The 25,746-nt window shown below is 66.9% G+C and carries 22 protein-coding genes; 9 read left to right on the forward strand and 13 right to left on the reverse strand.

Annotated elements, in window-relative coordinates:
• Positions 1-55 precede the first annotated feature (55 nt).
• Entirely contained in the window at positions 56-1,528 is a 1,473-nt protein-coding gene (locus tag FG94_RS04735; RefSeq protein ID WP_051996190.1) for a pyridoxal phosphate-dependent aminotransferase, read from the forward strand.
• Between the two features lie 3 nt (positions 1,529-1,531).
• Here the strand turns inward: FG94_RS04735 and FG94_RS04740 are convergent, their stop codons facing one another.
• From FG94_RS04740 to ompR, 3 genes are read right to left on the reverse strand one after another with little or no spacing between them, the layout of a single operon-like run.
• A complete protein-coding gene (locus FG94_RS04740) occupies positions 1,532-3,238 on the reverse strand; it encodes a hypothetical protein (protein WP_036207784.1) in 1,707 nt (568 codons plus the stop codon).
• Positions 3,239-3,244: 6 nt separating this feature from the next.
• Positions 3,245-4,618: a sensor histidine kinase gene (locus tag FG94_RS04745; protein WP_027863810.1), complete on the reverse strand. Its 1,374-nt coding sequence runs from the start codon at positions 4,616-4,618 to the stop codon at positions 3,245-3,247.
• The gene (gene ompR / locus FG94_RS04750) at positions 4,618-5,319 is read right to left on the reverse strand and encodes a two-component system response regulator OmpR (RefSeq protein ID WP_051306146.1); all 702 of its coding nucleotides are present in this window, start codon (positions 5,317-5,319) and stop codon (positions 4,618-4,620) included. The genes FG94_RS04745 and ompR overlap by 1 nt, the downstream gene beginning before the upstream one ends.
• Positions 5,320-5,602: 283 nt before the next feature.
• Between ompR and FG94_RS04755 the strand changes: the two genes are divergently transcribed.
• Positions 5,603-5,986, forward strand: coding sequence for a hypothetical protein (locus FG94_RS04755; protein ID WP_152570842.1), 384 nt, complete (start codon positions 5,603-5,605; stop codon positions 5,984-5,986).
• Between the two features lie 167 nt (positions 5,987-6,153).
• Complete coding sequence (locus tag FG94_RS04760) at positions 6,154-8,007, forward strand: flagellar assembly protein A (RefSeq protein WP_036207789.1); 1,854 nt, start codon at positions 6,154-6,156, stop codon at positions 8,005-8,007.
• Positions 8,008-8,010: 3 nt separating this feature from the next.
• Here the strand turns inward: FG94_RS04760 and FG94_RS04765 are convergent, their stop codons facing one another.
• Together FG94_RS04765 and FG94_RS04770 are read right to left on the reverse strand one after the other, a co-directional pair.
• Positions 8,011-8,520 (reverse strand): nuclear transport factor 2 family protein, encoded by a 510-nt coding sequence (locus tag FG94_RS04765; RefSeq protein ID WP_036207791.1) that lies wholly within the window; start codon positions 8,518-8,520, stop codon positions 8,011-8,013.
• Positions 8,521-8,583: 63 nt separating this feature from the next.
• Positions 8,584-9,453 (reverse strand): DUF817 domain-containing protein, encoded by an 870-nt coding sequence (locus FG94_RS04770; protein WP_152570843.1) that lies wholly within the window; start codon positions 9,451-9,453, stop codon positions 8,584-8,586.
• Positions 9,454-9,559: 106 nt separating this feature from the next.
• On the opposite strand from FG94_RS04770, the gene FG94_RS04775 reads away from it, so the two are divergent.
• The 4 genes from FG94_RS04775 to FG94_RS04790 all read left to right on the forward strand — a co-directional run bounded on the left by FG94_RS04775 (position 9,560) and on the right by FG94_RS04790 (position 11,593).
• A complete protein-coding gene (locus FG94_RS04775) occupies positions 9,560-10,192 on the forward strand; it encodes an NUDIX hydrolase (protein WP_036207793.1) in 633 nt (210 codons plus the stop codon).
• Positions 10,193-10,204: 12 nt separating this feature from the next.
• On the forward strand, positions 10,205-10,573 hold the full coding sequence (locus FG94_RS04780) for a hypothetical protein (protein WP_036207794.1): 369 nt from the start codon (positions 10,205-10,207) through the stop codon (positions 10,571-10,573).
• Positions 10,557-11,063: a hypothetical protein gene (locus FG94_RS04785; RefSeq protein WP_152570844.1), complete on the forward strand. Its 507-nt coding sequence runs from the start codon at positions 10,557-10,559 to the stop codon at positions 11,061-11,063. Before FG94_RS04780 ends, FG94_RS04785 begins: the two co-directional genes overlap by 17 nt.
• Positions 11,064-11,131: 68 nt before the next feature.
• Positions 11,132-11,593, forward strand: coding sequence for a chemotaxis protein CheW (locus FG94_RS04790; protein WP_036207799.1), 462 nt, complete (start codon positions 11,132-11,134; stop codon positions 11,591-11,593).
• A gap of 12 nt (positions 11,594-11,605) precedes the next feature.
• On the opposite strand, the gene FG94_RS04795 is transcribed toward FG94_RS04790, so the two are convergent.
• The 8 genes from FG94_RS04795 to dapC form a co-directional block, all read right to left on the reverse strand.
• Positions 11,606-13,750: a TonB-dependent receptor domain-containing protein gene (locus FG94_RS04795; RefSeq protein WP_036207801.1), complete on the reverse strand. Its 2,145-nt coding sequence runs from the start codon at positions 13,748-13,750 to the stop codon at positions 11,606-11,608.
• A 239-nt stretch (positions 13,751-13,989) separates the two neighbouring features.
• Positions 13,990-15,969, reverse strand: coding sequence for an ATP-binding cassette domain-containing protein (locus tag FG94_RS04800; protein WP_036207803.1), 1,980 nt, complete (start codon positions 15,967-15,969; stop codon positions 13,990-13,992).
• Positions 15,970-16,113: 144 nt separating this feature from the next.
• Positions 16,114-17,004 (reverse strand): 50S ribosomal protein L3 N(5)-glutamine methyltransferase, encoded by an 891-nt coding sequence (gene prmB / locus FG94_RS04805; protein ID WP_036207805.1) that lies wholly within the window; start codon positions 17,002-17,004, stop codon positions 16,114-16,116.
• A gap of 26 nt (positions 17,005-17,030) precedes the next feature.
• Positions 17,031-18,167: a succinyl-diaminopimelate desuccinylase gene (gene dapE, locus FG94_RS04810; protein WP_036207807.1), complete on the reverse strand. Its 1,137-nt coding sequence runs from the start codon at positions 18,165-18,167 to the stop codon at positions 17,031-17,033.
• Complete coding sequence (locus FG94_RS04815) at positions 18,164-18,523, reverse strand: ArsC family reductase (protein WP_036207810.1); 360 nt, start codon at positions 18,521-18,523, stop codon at positions 18,164-18,166. Before FG94_RS04815 ends, dapE begins: the two co-directional genes overlap by 4 nt.
• 133 nt (positions 18,524-18,656) lie before the next feature.
• Positions 18,657-19,802 (reverse strand): PilT/PilU family type 4a pilus ATPase, encoded by a 1,146-nt coding sequence (locus tag FG94_RS04820; protein ID WP_036207813.1) that lies wholly within the window; start codon positions 19,800-19,802, stop codon positions 18,657-18,659.
• Positions 19,803-19,855: 53 nt separating this feature from the next.
• Complete coding sequence (gene dapD / locus FG94_RS04825) at positions 19,856-20,683, reverse strand: 2,3,4,5-tetrahydropyridine-2,6-dicarboxylate N-succinyltransferase (protein ID WP_036207814.1); 828 nt, start codon at positions 20,681-20,683, stop codon at positions 19,856-19,858.
• Positions 20,684-20,719: 36 nt separating this feature from the next.
• Positions 20,720-21,931: a succinyldiaminopimelate transaminase gene (gene dapC / locus FG94_RS04830; RefSeq protein WP_036207871.1), complete on the reverse strand. Its 1,212-nt coding sequence runs from the start codon at positions 21,929-21,931 to the stop codon at positions 20,720-20,722.
• A 216-nt stretch (positions 21,932-22,147) separates the two neighbouring features.
• Here dapC and FG94_RS04835 point away from each other — a divergent pair, with 216 nt between their 5' ends.
• Complete coding sequence (locus FG94_RS04835; protein ID WP_051996201.1) at positions 22,148-23,764, forward strand: mechanosensitive ion channel family protein; 1,617 nt, start codon at positions 22,148-22,150, stop codon at positions 23,762-23,764.
• A gap of 92 nt (positions 23,765-23,856) precedes the next feature.
• Positions 23,857-25,713, forward strand: coding sequence for an ABC transporter ATP-binding protein/permease (locus tag FG94_RS04840; protein WP_081925799.1), 1,857 nt, complete (start codon positions 23,857-23,859; stop codon positions 25,711-25,713).
• Positions 25,714-25,746: the final 33 nt, after the last annotated feature.

Below are 25,746 nucleotides of genomic sequence, written 5' to 3' on the forward strand. Positions count from 1 at the left end.
TGCCGCATGGCAAAACTGCAAACTTTCCGCCAAGTTAATAGTGAGAGACCTCCCGATGACCCAGCTGAACCAAGCCCTCGAACGTCCCACGGTCCCGACCTGGACGCCGCACCTGCGCAGCCACATCCAGGCCGCCGCCGAACACCTTCAGAACGACTCGGAAGAGATGCGCCAGTGCTCGCCGGAGCAGGTGCTCTACCACGAGTACATGCAGGCCGGAGCCCCGCACGGACCGGCCCTGTATGCCGTCAAGGGCGAACACTGGAACGGCGTCAGCCCGAAATTCCTGGAGTTCATCAACGCCTTTCAGTTCGCACGCGGCGACATGGGTTATGCCGAATCCGGCTACGGCATCCAGCGCCACCGCAACTTCATGCGCCGCCTGATCGTCAGCGAGCACCACCTGGAGGCGCGCCGGCCCGCGGCTGGCCTCGACATCGACGTCGGCTGCCTGGCGATGACGACCCGGATGGCCATGTACGACATGGCAAAGGTCGCCATGCGCCGAGCGACGCAAACCCATCCGGGCAAGACGCCGGTGGCGCTGGTGCCGACACCGAGCTGGGACTACCGCGGCATCTTCAAGGACGTCGGCTTCGAGATCGTGTTCCTGCCGCTGGGGCCGCAGAACGGCTGGCTGCCGGACCTGCAGGCATGGGATGCGATCGTGCGCGAGACGCTGGCCGACGGCAGCCGCCACATCGCCATGGCGGTGAGCAATCCCCAGCACAACCCGACCGGCATGCAGTGGCCGGTCGACGTGACCCGTTATCTGCTGGACCTGTGCGCCGACCAGGGCGGCTTCCTGCTGCTCGACGACGCCTATTACTGCGTCCACGATCCGCGTGCGCCGGTCGTCAACCACCTGAAAGCGCTGCTCGACGCGTTCGACCACGACGGCGGCGACAATGCGCTGGTGCGCTCGGGCATGTTCGAGCGCTGGGTCGCGACCCGTCCCTTCGGCAAGCAGTTCTCCTGCAATACCATGGGCGTGGCGGCCATCACCACCTCGCCGAAGATGCTGCGCCAGCTGAGCCGCGAATCCTGGATCAACCGCTACCACACCAATACCCACAACGCGGAACTGATGTGCGCCTGGCTGGCCACGCCGGAAGCGGCCGACTGGACCATCGAGACCGGCCTGTTCTACACCCGCCAGAAAGAACTGGTGCGCGCGCGCCTGAAGGAGCGCATGGGATGGATTGATGCCGCCTTGTGCATCGGACCGTCGACCTCGTACATGCTGATCGAGATCCCGAAGGTTTACCAGACGACGGACGGCGGCATCGATCGCTTCCGCGACGACCTGTTCTTCGCCACCGGCACCCTGGTGTCGGCTTCGCTGTTCAACCAGACCGCGCCGGTGCCCTACGTGCGCCTGCACCTGGGCAGCCATCCGGACGTGATCGAGGAGTTCCTGCGACGCTGGGAAGCTGCCGGCCTGCGCTATGACATGGCGGCCACCTTCGGCGGCCGGGCGGCGCTGGCCACGCCGGTGCTGCCGCCGGTGTTCCGCAAGGAAGCCTGAGGCTTAAATACCGAAGGCCTTCAAGCCGGCGTCGAGCAGCACCTCGAAGGGATTGCTGCGGCGCCCGCCCGCCTGGGCCGAGCGCGGCACTTCCTCGTACAGGAAGCAGGCATCCTGCCCGGCGAAACTGTCGTGGAACAGGGGCTGCCTGCCCGCCAGGTAGGGCAGGAAGGGTTCGGCGCGAACGGTAGCATAGCGCGCATGCGCGCTGAAGCCCAGGGTTGCATCCTGGCTGATCGTGCGGCCGGCCCCGGCCTGTTCCAGGCGCACGCCGCGGCAGCCTTTCAGTACCAGGGTCGCCGGACCCTCGAAGGCGAGGTAGCGCAGTTGCAGGGTGAGCCAGGCGTGCAGGGTTCCCACGCGCCAGTGGCTGCGGATGGCGGGCCGCTGGCCGGTCTGGTAGACCATCCCGGCCAGGCCGCGCGGCTGCAGCACGAAGGATTCCCCGGGCCCGAGTACCAGGAGCGCGACTTCGTCGAGCGGGTCGCCGGTGGCCGACACGACCACCTCGGCCGCCGCGCAGGCGCGCAGGCGCTTGAGCATCCACAGGCGCGCGGCCAGGCTGCTCAGCGGCCGCCGCCAGTCGAACAGCAGCCGGGTCGCAACAAGCACGCCCGCAGGCTGGCTCTGGCAGTAGTCGGGGCAGATCAGCAGTTCCTCGCCCGGCGCCAGCGCCAGTTGCTGCGAGACGGCGGAGATGCGCGAGGAAGTGCGGGTGGGCGTGCCGGAGGACGCCGGCGCGTCCTCGAAGACGATCGCCGGCCTCTTCGCCGCCAGCGGCGCCAGCACGAAATAGAACAGGGCGCGGATGGCGGCCGGCACCAGCCACCACGCGGCCAGCACCAGCAATGCCGGCAGCAACAGCGGCTGCACCAGCCCGTAGGCGCGCCAGGCGCCGCTGGTGCCCGCCAGCTCCTCGACCTCGCGCAGCCGTTCGCGCAGCGGTGCGGACGCTGCCGCCAGGGCTTCTTCGTTGAGCCGGAACGCGGCCGGTGCGCCGACCGCCGGCAGCGTGTTCACCAGCGCCCGCTGCGCCACGAAGGCGCGGTGTGCGGCGCTGTTCCTGGCGCGCAGCTGTGTTTGCTGTGCGTCCAGTGCCCGCAGCTGCCGGTAGTCGTCGGTGAAGAACAGTTTGCCCCAGGTTCCTGCGGCCTGTTCCGCCTGGGCGCGCTTTTTCATGGCGTCCTGCAGCGCCGTGTAGACCGCCACGTGTTCGCGCCGCAGCCGCTCCAGGGTGGCCAGCGCGGCCTGCCGGTTTGCGAGCGCATCGGCGCGTGCGCGCAGGGCCTGCAGGTGGGTCTTTTCCTGGCGCCGCAGTTCGATTTCCATGTCGCGCATGGCCGAACGGGCGAGCTGCTGCGCCAATGCCTCGCGGCCGGCGAGGGCGGCGCCCAGGCCCGGCGCCGCTTCCCGCTCGCGGCGCAGCCGCGCGATCTCGGCGTCGATGGCGGCGATGCGGCCGTCGAGCCGGACGATGCCGGCGCCGGCCAGCTGCCGCAGTTCTTCTTCGGTATTGCGCGCCAGCGCGGCGCGGCGCGCGTCGAAGTCGGCCTGCGCCTGGCGCAGCGCCGGTAGCTCGGCGACGATGTGCTGGATGTTCGCCCATTCGCCCCGCAGCCAGTGGCCTGAGGCGAGGACCAGCACGATGGCCGCGAACAGTAGCAGGTTGCGGCCGAGGCCACGGAGGAGGGCGGCCAGCAGCTGACCCACGCGCGCTTACCCGGCCAGGGGCAAGGCCAGCTGCAGCAGCAGCCCGCCGCCTTCGCGGTTGCTCACCGTGAGCTCGGCATTGTGGCGGCTCAAGACGCGTTCCACGATGGCCAGGCCCAGGCCGGCGCCGTTGGCCTGGCCGCGTGCGCTGTCCAGGCGCGTGAAGGGCTTGAGCAACTGGTTGATCTGGTCTTCCGGCACGCCCACCCCGTGATCGCATATCTCGATCACGGCGCGCCGACCGTGGCCGGTGGCCTTGACCCGCAGGACGATCGCGATCTCGGTGTAATCCTGGCCCGGGGTCTTGCCGTACTTGCGTGCGTTCTCGATGATGTTGTTGACCACGCGCCGCAGGTCGGTCGCATTGCCCATCACGTGCACGCCCGGCATCAGGTCGACCTGCACGCGCAGGTCGCGGATGCGGCCCGCCTCGCGGCCGACCTCGGCCAGCATCTCGGACAGGTTCACCGCGATGAAGGTGGCGGCATCGGTCGGCTTGGCGTAGTCGAGGAACTGGCCGATGATCGCATCCATCTGGTCGATGTCCGACTGCATGCCTTCGCGCGCCTCCTGCGGCAGGTTGGCCATCTCGACCTCGAGCTGCATGCGCGCCAGCGGCGTGCGCAGGTCGTGCGAGATGCCGGCCAGGATCACGGCGCGGTCCTTCTCCACCTGCGCCAGGTCGTCGACCATCTGGTTGAAGCTGCGGTTGGCCTCGATGATCTCCTGCGAGCCTTTCTCGGGCAGCGGCGCCGGCTTTTCGCCCTTGGCGATGGCGCGCGCGGCCGCCGTCAGGCGCGCCAGCGGCCGGTTGACCAGCGAGGAGATGAAGGCGGCGCCGATCAGCGACAGCAAGCCCACCAGCGTGGCCCAGCCGAGCCACTGCACGCGGGTCAGCCCGGCCAGGCGCTCGCGCTCGAGCATCAGCCAGTATTCGTCGCCGTCGATGTTGAAACTGATGTAGAAGCCCGGCACCCCGTTCACGCCGGCGGAAAAGCGTGTCTGCTTGCCCAGCCGTTCGCGCACGATGGCGGCGATCTCGGGCATCAGGGGATTGTTGGGCGGCGGCTCGACGATGTCGTCTTCGTTGAGCGTCAGGACGCGGATGCCTTCGTTCGACACCAGTTCGAGCAGCAGCTCGAGCCGCTGCGCAGGCGCCGAGTGGATCAGGGCAGCCCTGGTGATGGTGACCGCCGACACCACCAGCTCGGCGGTCTGCTGGATCTGCGGGCCGCGCTGGAACACGCTGATCATGCCGATCCACGAGCCCATCGAGGCGGCGGTGAGCGCCGACATCAGGAGGAAGGTCCGCCAGAACAGGCCGCTCCGGTACCAGGCAAAGCGGGCGGCGCGGCGCGCCGCCGAGAGTGGGGCGAACACTAGCGCGGCTGTCCTTCAGGGATGAACACATAGCCCAGGCCCCAGACGGTCTGGATGTACAGTGGGCTGGAAGGATCCGGCTCGATCAGCTTGCGCAGGCGCGAGATCTGCACGTCCAGCGAGCGGTCGAAGACTTCGTATTCGCGGCCCCGGGCAAGTTCCATCAGCTTCTCGCGCGAGAGCGGCTGGCGCGCGTGGCGTGCGAACACCTTGAGCACCGAGAATTCGCCGGTGGTCAGGGGCACCGTCTCGCCATTTTTCTTCAGCGTGCGCGTGCCCAGGTCGAGCACGAAATCGCCGAACTCGAAGGTCTGCGGGGTTTCGCTCGGTGCGCCCGGGATTTCGTCCGGGCCCTTGCGGCGCAGGACCGCGCCGATGCGGGCCACCAGCTCGCGCGGGTTGAAGGGCTTGGGCAGGTAGTCGTCGGCGCCCATCTCGAGGCCGACGATGCGGTCGACGTCCTCGCCCTTGGCGGTCAGCATGATGATCGGGGTCTGGTCGCCGGCGCCGCGCAGGCGGCGGCAGATCGACAGCCCGTCTTCGCCCGGCAGCATCAGGTCCAGCACCAGGAGGTCGTAGCGCTCGCGCAGCCACAGCTTGTTCATGGCCGGCGCGCTCTCCGCGGTCACCACCTGGAAGCCCTGCTCGGTGAGATAGCGGCGCAGCAGGTCGCGCAGGCGCACGTCGTCGTCCACCACCATGATCTTGGCGGAGTGGCCGCCCTGGTTGCCCGTGGCGTTGTTGCTGGTCGGGCTGCTGCCCGTATTGTTCGTCGATGCGTTCATATGGAATCCAGAATTGTCAGAAGCATGTCGCTATGGTAACGTGTTATCGCTTGAACATCTTGTTCGGATGGCTCAGCCATTACATTGTGTTACAAACTTTACCCAATCGGTCTTACACCTCGGACGCTATGCACATACACTGGCTGCAAGTGGAAATCACAGCTTATCTGTTTATATGGCATCGCGGAAGAGGAACACCATGAACAACGTGCACACCAAAATCCAGGCAGCAAACGAAGGGCGGCTGGCGCGTTTCGTCAGGCACGGTGTGATCGCTGTCGCCCTGGCTTGCAGCGCCGCTGGCGCCATGGCGCAAGGCCAGGACCGTGGCCCGCGCCGCGAAGAGATGCAGCAGCAGGCCATGCGCGACCGTTACGAGATGCGCACCCAGGATCCGCGCTACGACCCGCGCGCCCAGGAAATGCGCGACGAGGCCCGCATGCGCCAGGAGCAGGCGATGCGCGACTCCATGCGTGAAGAGGGCGGCCGCCGCGGCCGCATGACGCCGGACGAGCGCAGCGAACTGAAGCGCCAGATCAACGAAGCCAACCGCGACCTGTATCCGAACGCGCGGCGCCGCTGAGCCGGCTTGCAATCCATCCCTGACGGCGCCTGCGGGCGCCGTTCTCGTTTTACGGCGCGCTTCCCCCATCGCTGGGGTTTCTTTATGGAAATCTAGTTGCTATATGTTTATTTTCGTATTGCAACGTGCTATCTTGAAGAGACCTTAGCAGATCAGGAGAACACGCCGTGTCCAACCCAGCAGCCGCAGAAGCCTGCATCGCCCGCCAGGCCGACGGCATCTATTGCGACGTGGCCGCCCTGGGCCCGGCTCTGCTGGCGGCGGTCGACGACATCCTGCTCGGGAACCAGTATTTTTCGGGGCTCGACTATCCGGTCCTGATCAAGGCCTTGTTCGGTCACGGTCCCGAACTGCCGCGCAATGCCCGCGGCGAGACCGTGGTGCGCCTGGCGGACGACATCCAGCCCTTCGATCCGGCGCGCCGCGAGCTCTACCGCGCCGTCAGGATCGCCGACGGCCAGGCCGAATACTACTTCGAACCCGTGTTCCTGCCGGACCCCGAGGGCGTCGAGCAGCCGTCCCGGCTCGACATCGACGAGTTCATCGCCGACATGTGGATGAAGGGCATCCGCTTCGGCATCGACGTCGCGGGAGTCAGGGACGCCATCGCCACCGGCGCGGCCGGCCGCATCGTGGTGGCGCGCCGCCTGCCTCCGCGGCCGGGCGAGGATGCGCGCGTGGTCGAGGTCTCGAACGAACTGCACCGCAGCGACGCCCCGCGCCAGCTTGCCAACGGCAAGCTCGACCTGATGAGCTTCCAGAACCGCTTCCCCCAGGTCCAGCGCGGCACGCGCCTGCTGCGCAAGCTTCCGCGCGTGCAGGGTGAGCCGGGCTTCGACCTGTCCGGCATCGCCCTCGCGCCCGAACTGCCGCTCGATCTCGAACTGAGCGACTGGAGCGGTCCCGGCACCACGGTCGACCGCATCGCCGAAGGCGAGTTCGTGCTCGCCCTGCAGGACGGCTTCCTGAACGTGGAAGGCAACCGGATCTCGGTGGGCGACAAGATCGTCAGCCACGACGGGGTCAGCGCCAGGACGACCGGCAACCTGCAGCTGGAGGGCGACTACGAGGAATTCGGCGAGGTGCAGGAAAACCGCGTGGTCGAAGGCGAGAGCATCACGGTGCATGCCGACGTCTTCGGCAACGTGGTCTCGCGCGGCGGCGTGGTGCGCCTGAAGCGCAACCTGATGGGCGGCAGCGCGCGCAACAGCGATGGTCCGATCGTCGTGGCGGGCGTGGCATCGAACGCCACCATCCAGAGCGCCAATGGGGAGGTCACGCTGCAGCGCGCCGAGAACTGCATCATCTCCGGCAGCAGGGTCTCGATCGTCGAGGCGCTCAATTGCGAGATCGTGGCGGACGTGGTGGAAATTAGCCAGGCCGAAGGCTGCGCCATCGTCGCCAGGCGCATCGCCATCGAGCGCGCCGCGCCGCGCGGGCACAGCGAGATGCGGGTCTTCGTGCTGCGCCCGGACTGCACGCGCATCGATGCGGCGATCGGCATGATCCGCGAGCGAGTGGGCCAGTTCGGCGAGCTGGCCGGCCGGCGCCGCGCCGCGATGGGTACGCTGGCGGCCCAGCCCGAGGTGGCCAGCTACGTCCGCCTGGCGGGGCGGGTGCGCAAGGGCGAACTGGTGCTCACGCCGGAACAGCAGCCGGCCTTCAGGAAGCTCGCCGCCGCCGCCGCGCCGGCGCTCAAGCAGATGGCCACGCTGTCGCAGGAGATCAAGGACGTCGAGACCGAGCAGCAGTCCGGGATGGCGCTGTTGGAAAGGTTGCAAGCCCAGCGCGCGCAGCACAGCGGCACGGTCAGCGTCGCCATCGGGCAGGTGGCCGGCGAGCTCACGGTGCGTGCGCTCGACGTGGAACCGGACAGCGCGGATGCGGAGCGCGGCAATCACTACAACCTGGCGCCACGCGAGATCAAGGCGCGCCTGCGCGAGGCCAGCGGCGCCGAACTGCTGTTCGCCGGCGGCAGCGGCAGCGTCAGCTGGAGCACGGCGGAAGCCGCCGTCGCCTGATCTTCAATCGTCCTGCACGGGACGGATGGCAGTACTTTGGTGGAAGCTGTTCTTCCAGCCGTCCGGCTGGCGTATCCACAGATGCGCGTAGCGAAAGCGCGGCGGTTTGGCGGTGTCGCCCGCCATCAGCGCGCGGTAGGTGCCGGTGACCAGGGCCGCGTTGCCGCCTTCCAGCGGGTGCACCTCGGTGCTGTCGATATTGTAGAGCCGGAAGCGAAATTCGTTGCGTTCGAGCGCGGTGAGCAGCTCGGTCTTGCTGCGCACCCGCCCGCGGCTGTCGACGTGGTAGTACTCGCGGTCCATCAGGTGGCGCAGGGTGGCGATATCGCGCTGCACGATGGCCTTGGCGCGCTGCCGTTCCATCCCGGCCAGCATGGCCGGAAGGTCGACTTCGCCGGCGGCGATGGCGCGCTGGCTCTGGAAGCCGGCCGCCTGGACGGCTCCGGGCGTCGCCAGGACGGCGGGCAGTATCGCGAGCAGGGCAAGCATGACCAGGCTGGTCGGCGGTTTCATGGCGGCTCCTTTGGAAAAGCGGACACGGGCGCTACCCACCCATGATACCCGCGCCGCGCGCAGCTATGCCCGCGCGACGTGGATCTTCTCCTTGATATGCTTGAGGTTGGCTACGATGGTGAAGGTCATGATCACCAGCAGCGACCACGAGCTCCACTTGCTCACGTGGACCACCGACCAGGCGCCCAGCTGGTTCGGGTAGCGCCACACGCCCCAGAAGGTGCCGATGTTCTCGGCCAGCCAGATGAAGAAGCCGATCAGCACGAAGGCCAGCAGCAGCGGCATCCTGCGGTCGCGGTCGAGCGGCCGGAACACCACCATGGTGCGCGAGTACAGGCCGAGCGCGCAGGCCGCCAGGTACCAGCGGTAGTCGCCGATATAGTGGTGGGTGAAGAAGTTCAGGTAGATCAGGATCGCGATGGCCCAGGCCATCCAGTGCGGCGGATGGTGGCGGATGCGCAGGTCGAACAGGCGCCAGGCCTGCACGATGTAGCTGCCGATGGCCGCGTACATGAAGCCCGAGAACAGCGGCACCTCCAGCACTTTGGTGTAGGCGAAGTCGGGGTAGGCCCAGGACTGGATGGCGCCGGACACCTTGAAGGCCTCGAGCGCGAAGCCGATCGCGTGGAACAGGCAGATCGCCTTCAGCTCGTCCATCGTCTCCAGGCCTGACCTCACCATCCACAGCTGGATCGCCAGCGCCACCAGCAGCAGCAGGTCGTAGCGCGGGATGCCGAGGATGCCGGTGCGCGGCGTGAGCATCATGGCGGCAAAGAACAGGCCCACGAACAGGCAGGCGCGCGCGTTCTTGAAGCCGAAGTACAGGAACTCGGCGCCAGCGCGGCGCCAGCCGCCGAGCTGGCGCGGGCGGGTGTCGAGCAGGACGTTGTCGAGCGCAAGGGTGATGGGAGCGGAGCCGGGCGTCTTGTTCATTGTTGTCGGTCGCGGTCGGAGGCGGATGGGGTCGACCGATGTTGTCACAGAAGGGGTGGCGAATCAATGCTTCGCTGCGCGGCTGTTGCGGTATTAGAATGGAGACATGCAGACGTCGATCCATCCGAAACCCGATGAATGGGGCAAGCCGGTCGCCATCGCCGCGCCCAGCGCGCCGACGCCGCTGGACAACTGGCTCGACCCGCTGCTCCCCGCCACCGTGATCCCGGGCGGCCCGGTGCCGCCGGCATTGAACGGCCTCGCATTCGCCGTGTGGCGCGAGGCCCCGCGCGTCGATGCCGGCTGGATCGCGCTTGCGGGGCAGGAGGACGCCTTCGACGAGCCGCCCTTCCAACCCGCGCCGGGCAAGCGCGTGGCGGCCGGCGTCGTCATCCTCGAGGACGACGGGCGGGTCTGGGTGGTGCACCCGTCGAACGGCTTCGGCGGCTACCCGGCCACCTTCCCGAAAGGGACGCTGGACCCGGGCATGCTGCTGCGCGCCGCGGCGATCCGCGAAGCGTACGAGGAAAGCGGCCTGCACGTGCTGTTGACCGGACACCTGATGGACCTGACGCGCAGCCGCAGCCGCACCCGCTACTACCTCGGTCGGCGCGTCGGCGGCTGCCCGTCCGACATGGGCTGGGAGAGCCAGGCGGTGTCGCTGCTGCCGCGCGCGCACCTGGACAAGGTGCTGGTCAATCCGAACGATGCGCCATTGGTGGCCTGGCTGCAGGCCTGAACGAGAGACGCCATGGAACCCATTGCGCTGGTCCTCGGGATCGTGTTCCTTGCGGTCGTCGCGTACAGCAACTACCGGTACATACGCGGCGCGCGCGACATCGTCGGCATGGCGAACGAGGAGTTCCGGCAGATACGTATCACGGAAGCGCCGCCGGAGCTGTGCTTCGACGGGCGCAGCGCCGAGATCGTGGTCGAGAGCGTGGCCTACCAGGACGAGTACCGCATCCGCGCCATCAGTGTGACGCGCTATGCGCGTAATGCCCACGGTGAGTATTTTTTCTTTGTATCGGAGGGCAGGGGCAGGGCCTATTTCAAGCACATCGAACAGCGCGCCGCCAGGGCGGCGCTGGGGAAGCGCTACCTTGCCCCCCGAACCTGATCGCGAACGGAGAACCATGCAGATAGAACGCATCCATTTTGAAGAGGTATTCGATGTCGCCGCCGGCGACTTCAGCTTTCGCAGCGAAGGCCGCACCCATTACGGCGTCAGCCTGGGGCACGGGACGATTCCGCAGGCAGGCGCCACCTACGCCATCGCATTCGGGCGGGCGGAAGACTGGAACTCGGTGCTGGGCTGGCGCGACCTTGCTTCGCAAGCGGTCATCCTCAAGCATTCGGCCGCCGGGCTGGTGCTCTCCACGGTCTACGACATCTATTGGTACGGCCTGTTCTTTTTCGCGGGCGGCTTCCTGTTCGGCGGCATCCGCCTGGCGCTCGCTTTCGCGGCGCTGTTCATCGCCGGGCTGGGTTATATGAGCTTCCGCAATGTCCAGACCCTGCGCCGGGCCAAACGCGCTTTGCGCTCTGTCGGCGAATCCGGCAATAGCCTGGACAACAGCAGTGCAGTGTGCCCCGGCACAGTGCGATAGTTGACTGCAGTCAACAATTTAAGGGGAGCTCGCCTTTAGCATTGGTGGTGCCGATGAAAGGAACCACCATGTCGAACCACATTCTCGCCGCACCCCAGCAGTTCCTTGGTTTCACCCTGGGCGGGCTCGATTACGGGCTCGACTATTCCGCGGTGCAGGAGCTCAAGGCATACCGGTCGCTCGAGCGTTTCTGCAGCGACGGCGAGATCATCGGCGGCGTGGCGCTCTCGCGCGGGGTGATCATGCCGGTGATGGACCTGCGGGCCGCCTTCGCCCCCGTCTTTGCGCTGCCCGAGCCGGATACCGACGTGGTGATCGTGCGGGTGGCCGCAGGCGTGGTTGGCGTGGTGGTGGAGCGCGTCACCGGCGTGGTGCGCCTGCGCCCGGAGCAGGTGGTCGCGCTGCCGGGCGCCCAGCGCGACGCCGACTACCTGATCGGCCTCGGCCTGGCCAAGGGGCGGCGCATGATCCTGATCGATATCGCGCGCCTGATGTCGGTGGCGCCGGCCGAACCGCGCCAGGTCGCCTAGAGCAGGGGGGCGTCAGAAATCCGCGCTCACGGACAGCCACAAGCGGCGCCCGTCCATGTTGTTGACGTAGACGCTGCTCCAGGTCGGCGCAGCAGACCCCGGCGCCTGGTAAGGACGGTAATCGATGAAGTCCTTGTTGGCCAGGTTGTAGATCGCCGCGTTCACCGTGACGCGCTTGTTCAGCTGGTAGCTGCCGCCCAGGTGCAGCATCCCATACCCCTTGTAGTCGCCCAGCGCCGCCTTGGCCGCGCGGGTTGCTGCCGAGCTGCCCGGATCGCGGAAGCGCTCGCTGCGGGCCTCGAGGCGCAGCCAGGCATTCCATTGCGCCGAGATGTCCCAGGCGAGGCGCGCGTTGAGCGCATGTTCCGGCGTGTCGCCGAGTGGCTTGCCGGCATTCGGGCCGCTTTTCTGCTCGCTGTCGGTATAAGTGTAGTTGGCGCTCAGGGCCCAGCCGGGGGCGAGCGGGAAGCGGGTCGCGAGCTCCACGCCGCGGGTCACCGCTTCGTCGACGTTGGTGGACTGGCCGAAGGCGTCGACGTTCGGCCAGTTGCCGAAGCTGACGCAGCCCGGACGATTGGGCGCCGGCCGGTAGGAGCAGTTCAGCAGGCCGGTGCCGGTGGTGATCTTGTCCTTGAACTCGTTGTTGAACAGGGCGGCATTGGCGGTCCAGCCGGCGCCGTTGTCGAAGTGGACGCCCAGTTCGGTCGTCACGCTGGTCTCGGGTTTCAGGCCGGGGCTGCCCACCAGGGGAATCGTGCCCTGGCCGCCGAAGCCGTTGATGCCGGGCGCCAGCTGCTCGACGCGCGGGGTCTTGTAGCCGCGGCTGGCGCCGCCCTTGACGGTCCAGCGCGGCGACGCGTTCCACACCAGGTAGGCGCGCGGGCTGACCTGGCCGCCGAAGATGCTGTGGTCGTCGTAGCGCGCGCCGAGCGTCAGGAGCAGCGGCTGGGCGATGCGCCACTCGTCTTCCAGGAACAGGGCCTTCTGGGTGAAGGCGAAGGCCTGCGGCGCCACGCCGTCGACCATCTCGGCGTCCCAGTGCTGGGCGCCGATGGTGGTCAGGTGATTGCCCCAGGGCGCCACCAGCTTGGTGTCGAACACGCGGCTCTCCACTTCCAGGGTGCGCGCGCTGCCGGCCACTGCGCCAGGGGTGCCCGGCGGGATGGTGCGGCCGATGGTTTCGGTGCGGTTGACCATGTAGCTGCTGTCCAGGGTAGCGAAGCCCAGGCGTGCGCGGTAGGACAGGCTGCCCTGGTCGCGGTTGTACTTCTGCTTCGGACCGTAGCCGCCCTGGATGCCCAGGGTCCCGAGCTGGCCGCGCGTGTTGTCGTAGCTCTGGCGGGTGCTGTCCGCGTCCAGCGTGAATTCGTGCATGCGGCTGGGCGCCCAGGCCAGGCGCGCGCCGAGGTTGTGAATGCTTGACTCGACCGGATTGGCGCCCATGGTCGGCGCAACGATGCCATTCTGGTTCTGGTAGCGGATATCGGCGGCGGCGCGGCGCTGGGTGCTGCCGCGCAGCGACAGGCCCAGCACGTCGGCGGCGAGCGGTCCGCTCAGGTAGAACTTGGCGCCCTTGACGTCGCCGAAGCTCGATTCCTCCTGCACCGTGTAGTTGGCCGCCACGTTGCCATGCCAGCGCTTGCCGACCTTGCGCGTGATGATGTTGATCACGCCGCCCATCGCGTCCGAACCGTACAGGGTCGACATCGGGCCGCGGATGATCTCGATGCGCTCGATCGCGCCGACCGGCGGCATGAAGCTGGTCGAGGTGCCGCCGAAGCCGTTCGGAGTGACGCTGCCGGCGGCGTTCTGGCGGCGGCCGTCGATCAGGACCAGGGTGTAGTCGCTGGGCATGCCGCGGATGCTGATGTTCAGGCCGCCGGTCTTGTCGCCGGCCGCGCCGACGTCGATGCCTTCCACGCTCTCCAGCGCCTGCGCCAGGTTGCCGAAGCGTTCCTTCTCGAGCTGTTCGCGGGTGAGCACGGTGATCGATGCCGGCGCTTCGCGGATGCTCTGCTCGAAGCCGGACGCGGTGACGACGACGGTCGCCATGTCGTGCGGCGCCGGATCGGCGTTGGCGGCGAGGGGCAGCAGGGCGACGGCGGTGCTGATGAGGGAGCGGCGGAACAGCGGCAGGGCAAAGCGGGGCGCAGGCATACGGTATCCGTGTAAAAAGTCGAAAAGAACGTAAATATATGCAGAATGGAAACATTATAAATGAGAATAAGAATGATTCCTATTTATATCTCGACTTTTTTTGACAAGCCAAGCGCGCGACGAAGCGCCGCGGCTCGCGGATGGGAAGACAGGAAAGGGGAAGGAGGGTGCAACAGGTCGCGCATCGCCCTTGCTCAGGGCGATGCGGATGGGTCAAACGGAGAGGTGTGGCGTGAGGCTTACGCCGCCAGGCCTTCGAGCTGCTCCTGCAGCTCCAGCCATTCGGATTCGAGCTGTTCCAGGTCGCGCGCGGCGAAGGCCTGGTCGGCCACGAGAAGCTTGAGCTTTTCCTTGTTCTCGGCCTCGTAGATGCTCGGCTCGAGCAGCTGGGCGTCGATCTCGGCCTTCTTCGCGTTCAGCTTGGCCATCTGCTCTTCGAGGCGCTTGACGCGGTTCTCGATGGGCTTCCTGAGCGCAGCCATGCGCTGGCGCGCTTCCGCTTCCAGCTTCTTTTGCTCCTTGCGGTCGACCGGGGCCGCCATTGGCGCATCCAGCTTGCCGTCCTTCGCAGGGGCGGGCGCCGGTAGGGTGTCGGTGCCCTTGCCGAGCTTGGTCTGGAACAGCCATTCCTTGTAGTCGTCCAGGTCGCCGTCGAAGGGCTGCAGCTTGCCGTCGGCGACGATGATGAACTCGTCGGTCGTGGCGCGCAGCAGGTGGCGGTCGTGCGACACCAGCACCACGGTGCCCTCGAACTGTGCCAGCGCCATGGTCAGCGCCTCGCGGGTCTCGAGGTCGAGGTGGTTGGTCGGTTCGTCCAGCAGCAGCAGGTTCGGGCGCTGCCACACGATCAGGGCCAGGGCCAGGCGCGCCTTTTCGCCGCCGGAGAAGGGCGCGATCGGGCTAGTCACCATGTCGCCCGGGAAGTTGAAGCTGCCGAGGAAGTTGCGCAGCTCCTGCTCGCGCACGTTCGGCGCGATCTTGAGCAGGTGCCACAGCGGCGACTCGTCGTGGCGCAGCATCTCGACCTGGTGCTGGGCAAAATAGCCGATCGACAGGCCCTTGCCCAGGGTGGCCTTGCCCTCCAGCGGCATCAGCTCGCCGGCGACGGTCTTGATGAGCGTGGACTTACCGGCGCCGTTCACGCCCAGCAGGCCGATGCGCTGGCCGATCTGCAGCGAGAAGTTGACGCGCTTGACGATCGCCTTGCCGCCGACCTTGTCGCCATGCTCATCCAGCAAGGGGTAGCCGGCATCGACGTTGTCCAGTATCAGCAGCGGATTCGGCGCGGAGAGCGGCTCGCGGAACTCGAAGGAGAATTCGGCGGCGGCGCGCAGCGGGGCCAGCTCTTCCATCTTGGCCAGCGCCTTCATGCGGCTCTGGGCCTGGCGCGCCTTGGTGGCCTTGGCCTTGAAGCGGTCCACGAAGGATTGCAGGTGGGCGCGGGTGCGCTGCTGTTTCTCGAAAGCGGCGGCGGCCAGCACCAGGTGGGCGGCGCGCTGGCGCTCGAAGGCGCTGTAGTTGCCCGAATAGCGCTTCAGCTTGCGCTCGTCGATGTGCACGACGACGTTGACGATCTCGTCGAGGAAATCGCGGTCGTGCGAAATGATGATCAGGGTGCCCGGATAGCGCTTGAGCCAATCCTCCAGCCAGATGATCGCGTCCAGGTCCAGGTGGTTGGTCGGTTCGTCCAGCAGCAGCAAGTCGGAAGGGCACATCAGGGCCTGCGCCAGGTTCAGGCGCATGCGCCAGCCGCCCGAGAAGCTGGCCACCGGCTGCGCCATCTGCTCCAGCGAGAAGCCCAGCCCCAGCAGCAGCTGTTCGCCGCGCGACTGCACCGTGTAGGCGTCGGCATCGGCGAGCAGACTGTGGATTTCGCCCAGGCGCATGCCGTGGTCGTCCGCATCCGGATGCGCTTCCAGGTCAATGAGTTCGGCCTGCAGGCGGCGCAGGTTGACGTCGCCGTCGATCGCGTACTCCAGCGCCGGACGGTCGAGGGCCGGGGTCTCCTGGGCCACGTAGGCCATGCGCCACTTGGCGGGGAAGTCGATGGCGCCCTGGTCCGGGTGCAGCTCGCCGCGCAGCATGGCGAACAGGCTCGATTTGCCGGCGCCGTTGGCGCCGATCAGGCCGATCTTGTCGCCCGGGTTGAGGGTAAGGTCGGCGTCCTCGAGCAGCGGCTTGGTGCCGCGCATCAGGCTGACGTTCTGGAAGCGGATCATTGCAAGTTTCTGGTTTTACGTAGGGTGGGCGGGTCTCCCGCCCACGCGTTCAACTCTCGTATGCGCTGTGGTGACGCATCTGCTGGTTGGACGCGTGGGCGGCAAAGCCGCCCACCCTACGAACATCGTTAAAGCGAACGTAAATTATTGCGATTGCAGTTGTTCGGCGGTGAGCAGGAACACGGCATCGTCACCCGCGCTGGTGCTCAGCCAGGTCAGGCCCAGGTGCCCGAAGGCCGCTTCGGCATAGTCGCGCTCGTTGCCGATCTCGACCACGAGGATGCCTTCCGGCGTCAGGCGCTCCGCGGCGCCTTCGACGATCTTGCGCACCAGGTCCATGCCGTCCTCGCCGCCCGCCAGGGCGATCTGCGGCTCGCGCAGGTATTCCGGCGGCAGCTTGCCCATCGAGATGCTGTTCACGTAGGGCGGGTTGGTGACGATCAGGTCGTAGCGCTTGAAGGGCACGTGCTCGTACAGGTCCGATTCGATCGGATTGACGCGGCCTTCCAGCTTGTATTCGCGGATGTTGTGCTCGGCCACGGCCAGCGCGTCCTTCGAGATGTCCACCGCGTCGACCACGGCGTTCGGGAAGGCGTCGGCCATCATGATCGCCAGGCAGCCGCTGCCGGTGCACAGTTCCAGCACGTTCTCCACGCTTTCCGGATCCTGCACCCAGGGGCTGAAGGTCTGCGGGATCAGTTCGGCGATGAAGGAGCGCGGCACCAGCACGCGTTCGTCCACGTAGAAGTGGTAGTCGCCCAGCCAGGCTTCCTTGGTAATGTAGGCGGCCGGCACGCGCTCGACCACGCGGCGCTCGATCACCTCCATCACCTGGATCACTTCGTCCGGCAGCAGGCGCGCGTCCAGGAAGGGATCGAGCCGGTCCAGCGGCAGCTTGAGGGTGTGCAGGATCAGGTAGGCGGCTTCGTCGAAGGCCTCGGCGCTGCCGTGGCCGAAGAACAGCTTGGCGCCGTTGAAGCGGGTGATCGCATAGCGCAGCAGGTCGCGCGGCGTGCTGAAAGTGGTGTTGGTCATGGCCTTCTCCCGGTTTTTATTGCTCGTTACTGGGCCAGCAGCTGTTCCAGCGTGCGGCGGTAGATGTTCTTGAGGGGATCGATGTAGCGCAGCTCGATGTGTTCGTCGATCTTGTGGATGCTGGCGTTCGGAGGCCCGAATTCTATCACCTGCGGGCAGATGCGGGCGATGAAGCGGCCGTCCGAGGTCCCGCCGGTGGTCGACAGCTCGGTCTGCACGCCCAGCTCCTCGAAGATGGCGTCGCACAGCGTGTCCGAGAGCGTCCCTTTCGGCGTCAGGAACGGCTGTCCGGATAAGGTCCACTGCAGTTCGTAGTCGAGCCCGTGGCGGTCGAGGATGGCGTGCACGCGCGCTTCCAGGCCGTCGGCGGTGCTGGCGGTGGAAAAGCGGAAGTTGAAGTCGATCGTCACGTGGCCCGGGATCACGTTGGTGGCGCCGGTGCCGGACTGGATGTTCGAGATCTGCCAGCTGGTCGGCGCGTAGTACTCGTTGCCTTCGTCCCAGGCCTCAAGCGAGAGTTCCGCCAGCGCCGGCGCGGCCTGGTGGATCGGGTTGCGCGCCAGGTGCGGGTAGGCGATGTGGCCCTGGATGCCCTTGATCACCAGGTGGCCCGAGAGCGAGCCGCGGCGGCCGTTCTTGATGGTGTCGCCCAGCACGTGGTTCGAGGTCGGTTCGCCCACCAGGCAGTAGTCCAGGGTCTCGCCGCGTTCTTCCAGGCGCTCGCAGACGACCACAGTTCCGTCGACGGCCGGGCCTTCCTCGTCGCTGGTGATGAGAAACGCGATCGAGCCTTTGTGGTCAGGGTGGGCGGCGATGAACTCCTCGCAGGCGACCACCATGGCCGCGATCGAGGTCTTCATGTCGGAGGCGCCGCGGCCGTACAGCTTGCCGTCGCGGCGGGTCGGCACGAATGGCGCGGAATGCCACTGGTGTTCGGGACCGGATGGCACCACGTCGGTGTGGCCGGCGAACACGAACACGGGTGCGGTCGTCCCCTTGCGCGCCCACAGGTTGGTGACGCCGTTCGATTCGATGGTCTCGCAGTGAAAGCCTAGCGGCGCCAGCAGCTCCTTCAGGCGCTCCTGGCAGCCCTTGTCCTGCGGCGTGACCGAATCGAGGGCGATCAGCTCTTCGGTCAGCAGGAGGGTGCGCGAGGGTTTCATGCAGCGTCCTTGAACTTGGCCGCGTAGGCATCAAGCGAGAAGCCGACCGAGACCGGGCCGACACCTTGCAGGACCGGGCGCTTGATGACGGACGGGTTCTCCAGCATCAGTTCCAGCGCGCTGGCCTTGTCGACGATTTGCGCCTTGCGCTCATCCGGTAGGTTGCGCCAGGTCGTGCCCTTGCGGTTGACCAGGGTTTCCCAATCCAGTTGTTCGAGCCAGCTAGCCACCAGGTCGCGCGTCAGGCCTTGTTTCTTGAAGTCATGGAACGTGAAATCGTGGCCGTTGTCCGCCAGCCAGGCGCGGGCTTTCTTGACGGTGTCGCAGTTGGGGATGCCGTAGAGGGTCGTGGTCATGGTGCGTCAATCCTTGCGCCCGCGCGAATGCGCAGGGAGATGGTATTTTGGAAAGGCGGCAAGGATAGCACAGCACGCCCCCTGCGAGGATTCTACACAGGGGCGTTTTTCCGCAGCGGACGGAAGAAACGGATCAGTTGTTGAGCGTGAATTCGGTAAACGACGCACCCGGCGGTTCGTTGCCCGGCTTCTTCTCTTCCTCGGGCTGCACTTGGCTATCCGGCCCATTGTTGAGCAGCCAGAGCAGGTTGGTGGCCGAGTCGGCATTGGCCAGCGCTTCTTCCTGCGTCACCAGCCCATCCTTGACCAGCTTGAGCAGGGCGCTTTCAAACGATTGCGAGCCCGGCGACAGGCTCTTGTCCATCGCTTCCTTGATCTGGCCGATTTCGCCCTTTTCGATCAGGTCGGCGATGTAGCGGGTATTGAGCATTACCTCGACCGCGGCCTGGCGCTGGCCGCCGGCGGCCGACTTGATGAGGCGCTGCGAGACGATCGCCTTCACGCTCGAGGCCAGATCCTGCAGCAGGGCCGCGCGGTTCTCGATCGGGTAGAAGCTGATGATGCGGTTCAGCGCGTTGTAGCTGTTGTTGGCGTGCAGGGTGGCCAGCACCAGGTGGCCGGACTGGGCATAGGCCAGGGCCGCCGCCATGGTTTCCTTGTCGCGGATCTCGCCGATCAGGATGCAGTCGGGCGCCTGGCGCATCGAGTTGCGCAGGGCGGTGGCGAAGCTGGTGGCGTCGCTGCCGATCTCGCGCTGGTTGACGATCGACTTCTTGTTCTTGAACAGGTATTCGATCGGGTCTTCCAGCGTCAGGATGTGGCCGGTGCGCTGTTCGTTGCGGTGGTCCAGCATCGAGGCAATGGTGGTCGACTTGCCGGAACCGGTGGCGCCCACGACGAGCAGCAGGCCGCGCTTTTCCATGATCAGCTCGGATAGCACGGGCGGCAGGCCCAGTTCGCCGATCGGCGGGATATTCGCCGGCACGAAGCGCAGCACCGCCGAGATCGAGCCGCGCTGGCGGAAAGCCGACAGGCGGAAGCGCCCCAGATTGGCGACCGACACGCCCATGTTGAGTTCGTTCTCGCGCTCGAGCTCCTGCATCTGTTCCGGCGAGGCGATCTCGGACAGCAGCGAGATGATGTTGTCGGGTTCGAGACGATGCTGGTTGATCGGGATGAGGTTCCCGTTGATCTTGATGTGCACCGGCGAGTTCGCGGCGAAGAACATGTCGGAAGCGTTCTTCTCCTTCATCAGCTGGAACAGGCGGTCCATGGCCATGGCATCGTCTCCTTTGAATGCGAAGCCGGCCCTTGCGGGCCGGTAGGTAATGCTTAGTCGCCGCGCAGCAGCTCGTTGATGCCGGTCTTGGCGCGGGTCTTGGCGTCCACGCGCTTGACGATCACGGCGCAGTACAGGCTGTACTTGCCGTCGGCGGACGGCAGGCTGCCCGATACCACCACGGAACCCGAAGGGATGCGGCCGTAGGTGACTTCGCCGGTCTCGCGGTTGTAGATCTTGGTCGACTGGCCGATGTAGACGCCCATCGAGATCACCGAGTTCTCTTCGACGATCACGCCTTCGACGATTTCCGAACGGGCGCCGATGAAGCAGTTGTCTTCGATGATGGTCGGGTTGGCCTGCATCGGTTCCAGCACGCCGCCGATGCCGACGCCGCCCGACAGGTGCACGTTCTTGCCGATCTGGGCGCAGGAGCCGACGGTGGCCCAGGTGTCGACCATCGCGCCTTCATCGACATAGGCGCCGATGTTGACGTAGGACGGCATCAGGACCACGTTCTTGCCGATGAAGCTGCCGCGGCGCGCGACCGCCGGCGGCACCACGCGGAAACCGCCCTTGGCGAAATCTTCCGGAGTGTAGTCGGCGAACTTGGTCGGCACCTTGTCGTAGAACTGCATGCCGCCGCCACCTGCCACCGGCACGTTATTCTCGAGGCGGAAGGACAGCAGGACGGCCTTCTTGATCCACTGGTTCACGACCCAGTCGACGCTGCTTTTCTCTGCCACGCGCAGGGTGCCGGCATCCAGGCCGGCGAGCACGTGGGCGACCGCGTCGCGCAGTTCGGCTGGGGCGTTGGACGGGCTGAACTCCGCGCGCTGTTCCCACGCGGTGTCGATGATGTTCTGGAGTTGTTGGGTCATGATGATTCTCTAGTTAGGTATGGTTTGGTGCCGGCCTCACAGGCCCTTGCAGAACTCGACGATGCGGTTGGCGGCTTCGAGTCCTTCGTCGACGCTGGCTACCAGCGCCATGCGGATGCGGTTGCGGCCCGGGTTGAGGCCGTGCGCTTCGCGTGCAAGATAACTGCCTGGCAAAACCGTGACATTATATTCGGCGTACAGGCGGTGTGCGAACTCGGTGTCCGACAGGCCGGTGCGGCGCACGTCGGCCCACAGGTAGAAGCCGGCATCGGGCAGCTCGACGTCCATCACGCCCTTCAGGAGCGGGGTGATCAGGTTGAACTTCTCGCGGTACAGCGCGCGGTTGTCCTGCACGTGGTGCTCGTCGTTCCAGGCCGCGATCGAGGCCGCCTGGATCGGCGGCGACATGGCGCCGCCGCTGTAGGTGCGGTAGAGCAGGAATTTCTTCAGGAGATGCGGGTCGCCCGCCACGAAGCCCGAGCGCATGCCCGGCACGTTCGAGCGCTTCGAGAGGCTGGAGAACACCACCAGGTTCGCATACGGGCGTTCGCCGCTGCTGCGGCCCAGCTGGTGCGCCGCTTCGAGGGCGCCCAGCGGCGGCGTCGTGCCGAAGTAGATCTCGGAGTAGCACTCGTCCGAGGCGATCACGAAACCGTGGCGCTCGGACAGCTCGAACAGCTGGCGCCAGTCCTCGAGCGTGAGCACGGCGCCGGTCGGGTTGCCCGGCGAGCAGACGAACAGCAGCTGCACGCGCGACCAGACCTCATCCGGCACGCTGGCGTAGTCGGGCGCGAAGTTGCGGCCGGGTTCCGAGTTGACGTAATAGGGCGTGGCGCCGCTCAGGTAGGCCGCGCCCTCGTAGATCTGGTAGAACGGGTTCGGGCTCATCACCAGCGCATTGCCGCGGGCGCCGTCCACGACGCACTGGGCAAAGGCGAACAGCGCTTCGCGCGAACCGTTCACCGGCAGCACCATCGTGCCCGGGTCGACCGCCGGGATGCCGTAGCGGCGCTCGAGCCAGCCTGCGATCGCCACCCGCAGCGGCTCGCTGCCGTGGGTCGTCGGATAGACCGACAGGCCGGCCATCGCATGCATCAGGGCCTTCTCGATGAAGGCGGGCGTCGGGTGCTTCGGCTCGCCGATGCCGAGGCTGATCGGGCTGTAGGCGGGGTTCGGGGTCACGCCGCTGAATAACTGGCGCAGCTGTTCGAAGGGGTAGGGGAGGAGCTGGTCGAGATGTGGATTCACGTCGATTACCGTCAATAAGCGGTCTGGGTGCGTTGGCTATTCGGACAATTATAGCCCTTGCCTGCGGATGCGTTGGCGAGGACAGCAGTTCGTGAGGGACGGGGCGGATGCTAGACTGCGCCTTGTCCTTGAGCGAAGGAGTTGTTCTTGAGAATGCGTCTTTCTGTCCTGATTTCTTTCCCGAAATTTTTGATTCCCTTATCGTTCGCCTGGCTGTTGCTCGCATTCATACTGCCAGCCACGGCAGCCGGTCCCCTGTTTGCGGCCGAGCCCGAGGCCGCGGCCGCGGCCGCGCCCACCCAGGCCGACCTGCTCGGCCGCGAAACGCCGCGTTCGACGGTCTCCGGGCTGATCCGGGCCCTCGCCGAGGGAGACCACGACCGCGCCGCCCAGTATTTCGACCTCCCGGCGAACAGCAGCCGGCAGCGCGCGGCCGCCGCCGCCAGGGCGCGCGAGTTCCAGGCCCTGCTCGACAGCGGCGGCTCGCTGGAGCCGTATGCGGCACTGTCGAACGACGGTCCCGGCCGCATCGGCGACGAGCTGCCGGTGGACCAGGAGCGCATCGGCGAGATCAGGACCAAGGGCAGGACGATCCCGGTCCTGCTCAGCCGCGGAGAAGAAGAGGGCCTGCAGATCTGGCGTATCTCGCGCGAGACCGCGACCGCGATCGCCGCCGTGGCCGAGAAATCGACCGCCGTCACCGATGCCCAGCGCCCGCAATTCACCGTGGCCGGCGCGCCGCTGGAGGACTGGGGCATGCTGGTGGGCCTGGGCGCGCTGGTCTTCGGCGGGCTGTGGATCGTCGCCACCATCCTGGTCGCCCTGATCCGCCGCCTGGTAGCGGACCCCGCCGCCAACGGCGCCTACCGCTTCTTCGAGGCGGCGCTGCCGCCGCTCAGCCTCCTGGTCGCCGTGTTCGTGTTCTTCGAATGGGCCGAGCGGCTGCCGGTCGCCATCGTGGCGCGCCAGACCCTGCTGCGCTACACCGGCATCCTGCTCTTGATCGCGTTCGTCTGGTTCGGCCTGCGCCTGCTCGACGCCGTCGCCCAGCTCGCCATCACGCGGATGCAGCGGCGCGGACGGCGCCAGGTGGTCTCGGTCATCGTGCTGGCGCGGCGCACCGCCAAGGTGGTGCTGCTGCTGTTCTTCGCCATCGGCCTGCTCGATACCTTCGGCATCGACGTCACCACCGGCATCGCGGCGCTCGGCATCGGCGGTATCGCGCTTGCCCTGGGCGCGCAGAAGACCGTGGAGAACCTGGTCGGCAGCGTCACCGTGATCGCCGACCGGCCGGCCCAGGTGGGCGACTTCGTCAAGGTCGGCGACGTGATCGGCACGGTGGAAGACATCGGGATCCGTTCGACCCGCCTGCGCACCCTGGACCGTACACTGGTGACCATCCCGAACGGCGACTTTTCGGCGCGCCAGATCGAAAACTACGCCGCGCGCGACCGCTTCCTGTTCAACCCGGTGATCGCGCTCGACCACCGCACCCCCGCCGCCAGGCTGGCGGAAGCCGCCGGCATCGTCCGCCAGATCCTGCTTGATCACGACGAGGTCGGCGAAGGATCGCGCGCGCACCTGGGCCGGATCGGCGAGCGCTCCTTCAATATCGAAGTGTTCGCCTACATGGAGGTGCCGGATTTCGAGGCCAGCGTGCGTACGCGCGAAGCGCTGCTGCTGGCGATCGCCGAGCGGCTCGAGGCGGCCGGGATCGCGCTGGGATTCCAGGCCCAGACGGTGGTGTTCGCGCCGGAGCAGCTGGCGTTGCTGCAGCCTGAGGCCGTGGACGAGCCTTGTCCTGACCCTGTCCCGGGGGCGTCGAAGACCTGACGGAACAGGACGGACTATGTCCGTTTTCGCACGGAAGCGGCGACCGGGCGGCGCTATGCTGGTGTCAAGACATCAACAGCATTTCACCGAGCATGAAGACGCCGACCATAGCAGCCCAGGGCCCAGCAGCGCAGGATGCGCCGGCAGGCGCCGACGATGGGCGCCGCGCCGCGCCCCTGTCGCTCGCAGCATGGAAGGAATTCGTCAGCGTGGCCAAGCCCTACTGGCTGGGCGAGAAGCGCAGGCAGGCCTGGACCCTGCTGGCCCTGTTGATCGTGCTGATGCTGGTCGAGACCAAGCTGGCGGTGATGCTCAACGAGCAGGCCGGCGAGATGACCTCGGCGCTGGCGGGCAGGGAAGACGGCCGCTTCTGGACCGCGGTGCGGGCCTGCCTGATGACGCTGGCGTTCGCGGTGCCGGTCTATGCCTTCTACTACTACATGCGCGACCGCTTCGCCAACCAGTGGCGGCGCTGGCTCACCGGGCGCTTCCTGGACGGCTACCTGAAGGGGCGCACCTACTACCGGCTGGGCGCCGAGGGCGACATCGACAACCCCGACCAGCGCATCAGCGAAGACATCAACAGCTTCACGGGCCGCTCGATCCATTTCCTGCTCATCTTCCTGGGCTCGATCATGCAGCTGGTGGCCTTCAGCACCGTGCTGTGGTCGATCTCGCATCTGCTGGTCGGGGTGCTGGCGGTGTATGCGCTGACCGGCACCGTGGTCGCCCTGTACGTGTTCGGCACCCCGCTGATCCACCTGAATTTCTGGCAGCTGCGGCGCGAGGCGGATTTCCGCTTCAGCCTGATGCGCCTGCGCGAGAACGCCGAGTCGATCGCCTTCTACCGTGGCGAAGCGCAGGAACGGGCCCATATCGACGGCAAGTTCCAGCAGGTGATCGACAATTTCGCGCGCCTGATCCGCAAGCAGTGTTCGCTCAACCTGTTCCAGCGCACCTTCAGCCAACTGACCCTGGTGCTGCCCTTCATGATCCTGGCCAATGGCGTGCTGTCGGGCGAGCTGGAAGTGGGGCGGGCGGTGCAGGCGGCCGGCGCGTTCACGGCGGTGCTGGCGGCGGTGGGCGTCATCGTCGACAACTTCGAGAGCCTGAGCCGCTTCGTGGCGGGCATCGGGCGCCTGCAGGCCCTGTCCAGGCTGGTGCTGCCCGAAGCAGGATCCGGGGGCGCTAGCGGGCAAGCGCGCATCCAGACGCGCCAGGGCCAGCAGCTGGTGCTGGAATCGCTGACCCTGCACCCGCCGCAATCGGAACGGGTGCTGATCAAGGAGCTGTCGCTCGCCTTGCAACCCGGCGACGCGCTGCTCATCACCGGCGAGAGCGGCTGCGGCAAGAGCTCGCTGCTGCGCGCGATCGCCGGCCTGTGGCACGAGGGTAGCGGGGTCATCCACCGTCCGGCCCTGGACCAGTTCTTCTTCCTGCCCCAGCAGCCCTACCTGCAGTCGGGCACGCTGCGCAGCCAGCTGCTCTACCCCAGCGCGCATGCCGACCTGAGCGACGCGCAGCTGCTGGACATCCTGCGCGAGGTCCAGCTGCCGCGCCTGGCCGAGCGGGTGGGCGGCCTGGATGCCGTGCACGACTGGGAAAAGCTGCTGTCGGTCGGCGAACAGCAGCGCCTGGCCTTCGCCCGGGTGCTGGTGCACCGGCCGACGATCGTCATCCTGGACGAGGCGACCAGCGCCCTCGATGCCGCCAACGAGGCCTCGTTGTACGCGCGCCTGCGCAGGGACGGCGCGACCCTGATCAGCATCGCCCACCGCGCCGCGGTGATGCGCCACCATACCCATGTGCTGTGCCTGAAGGGGGAGGGCGCCTGGGAATTGCATGAAGCGGACAGCTGCGCGATGGGCGCGGCGTTCACCCGCGAGCGCGGCGTCGACGCCGGCGAAGCCAAGGCCTGGCGCATGCCGGCCGCTGCGGAGACCGGGTGATGATCTTGCAGTGACAAGGCCGTACAATGCGTG

The sequence above is a fragment of the Massilia sp. LC238 genome (assembly GCF_000735635.1).
In the GTDB taxonomy this organism is placed as follows: domain Bacteria; phylum Pseudomonadota; class Gammaproteobacteria; order Burkholderiales; family Burkholderiaceae_D; genus Telluria; species Telluria varians.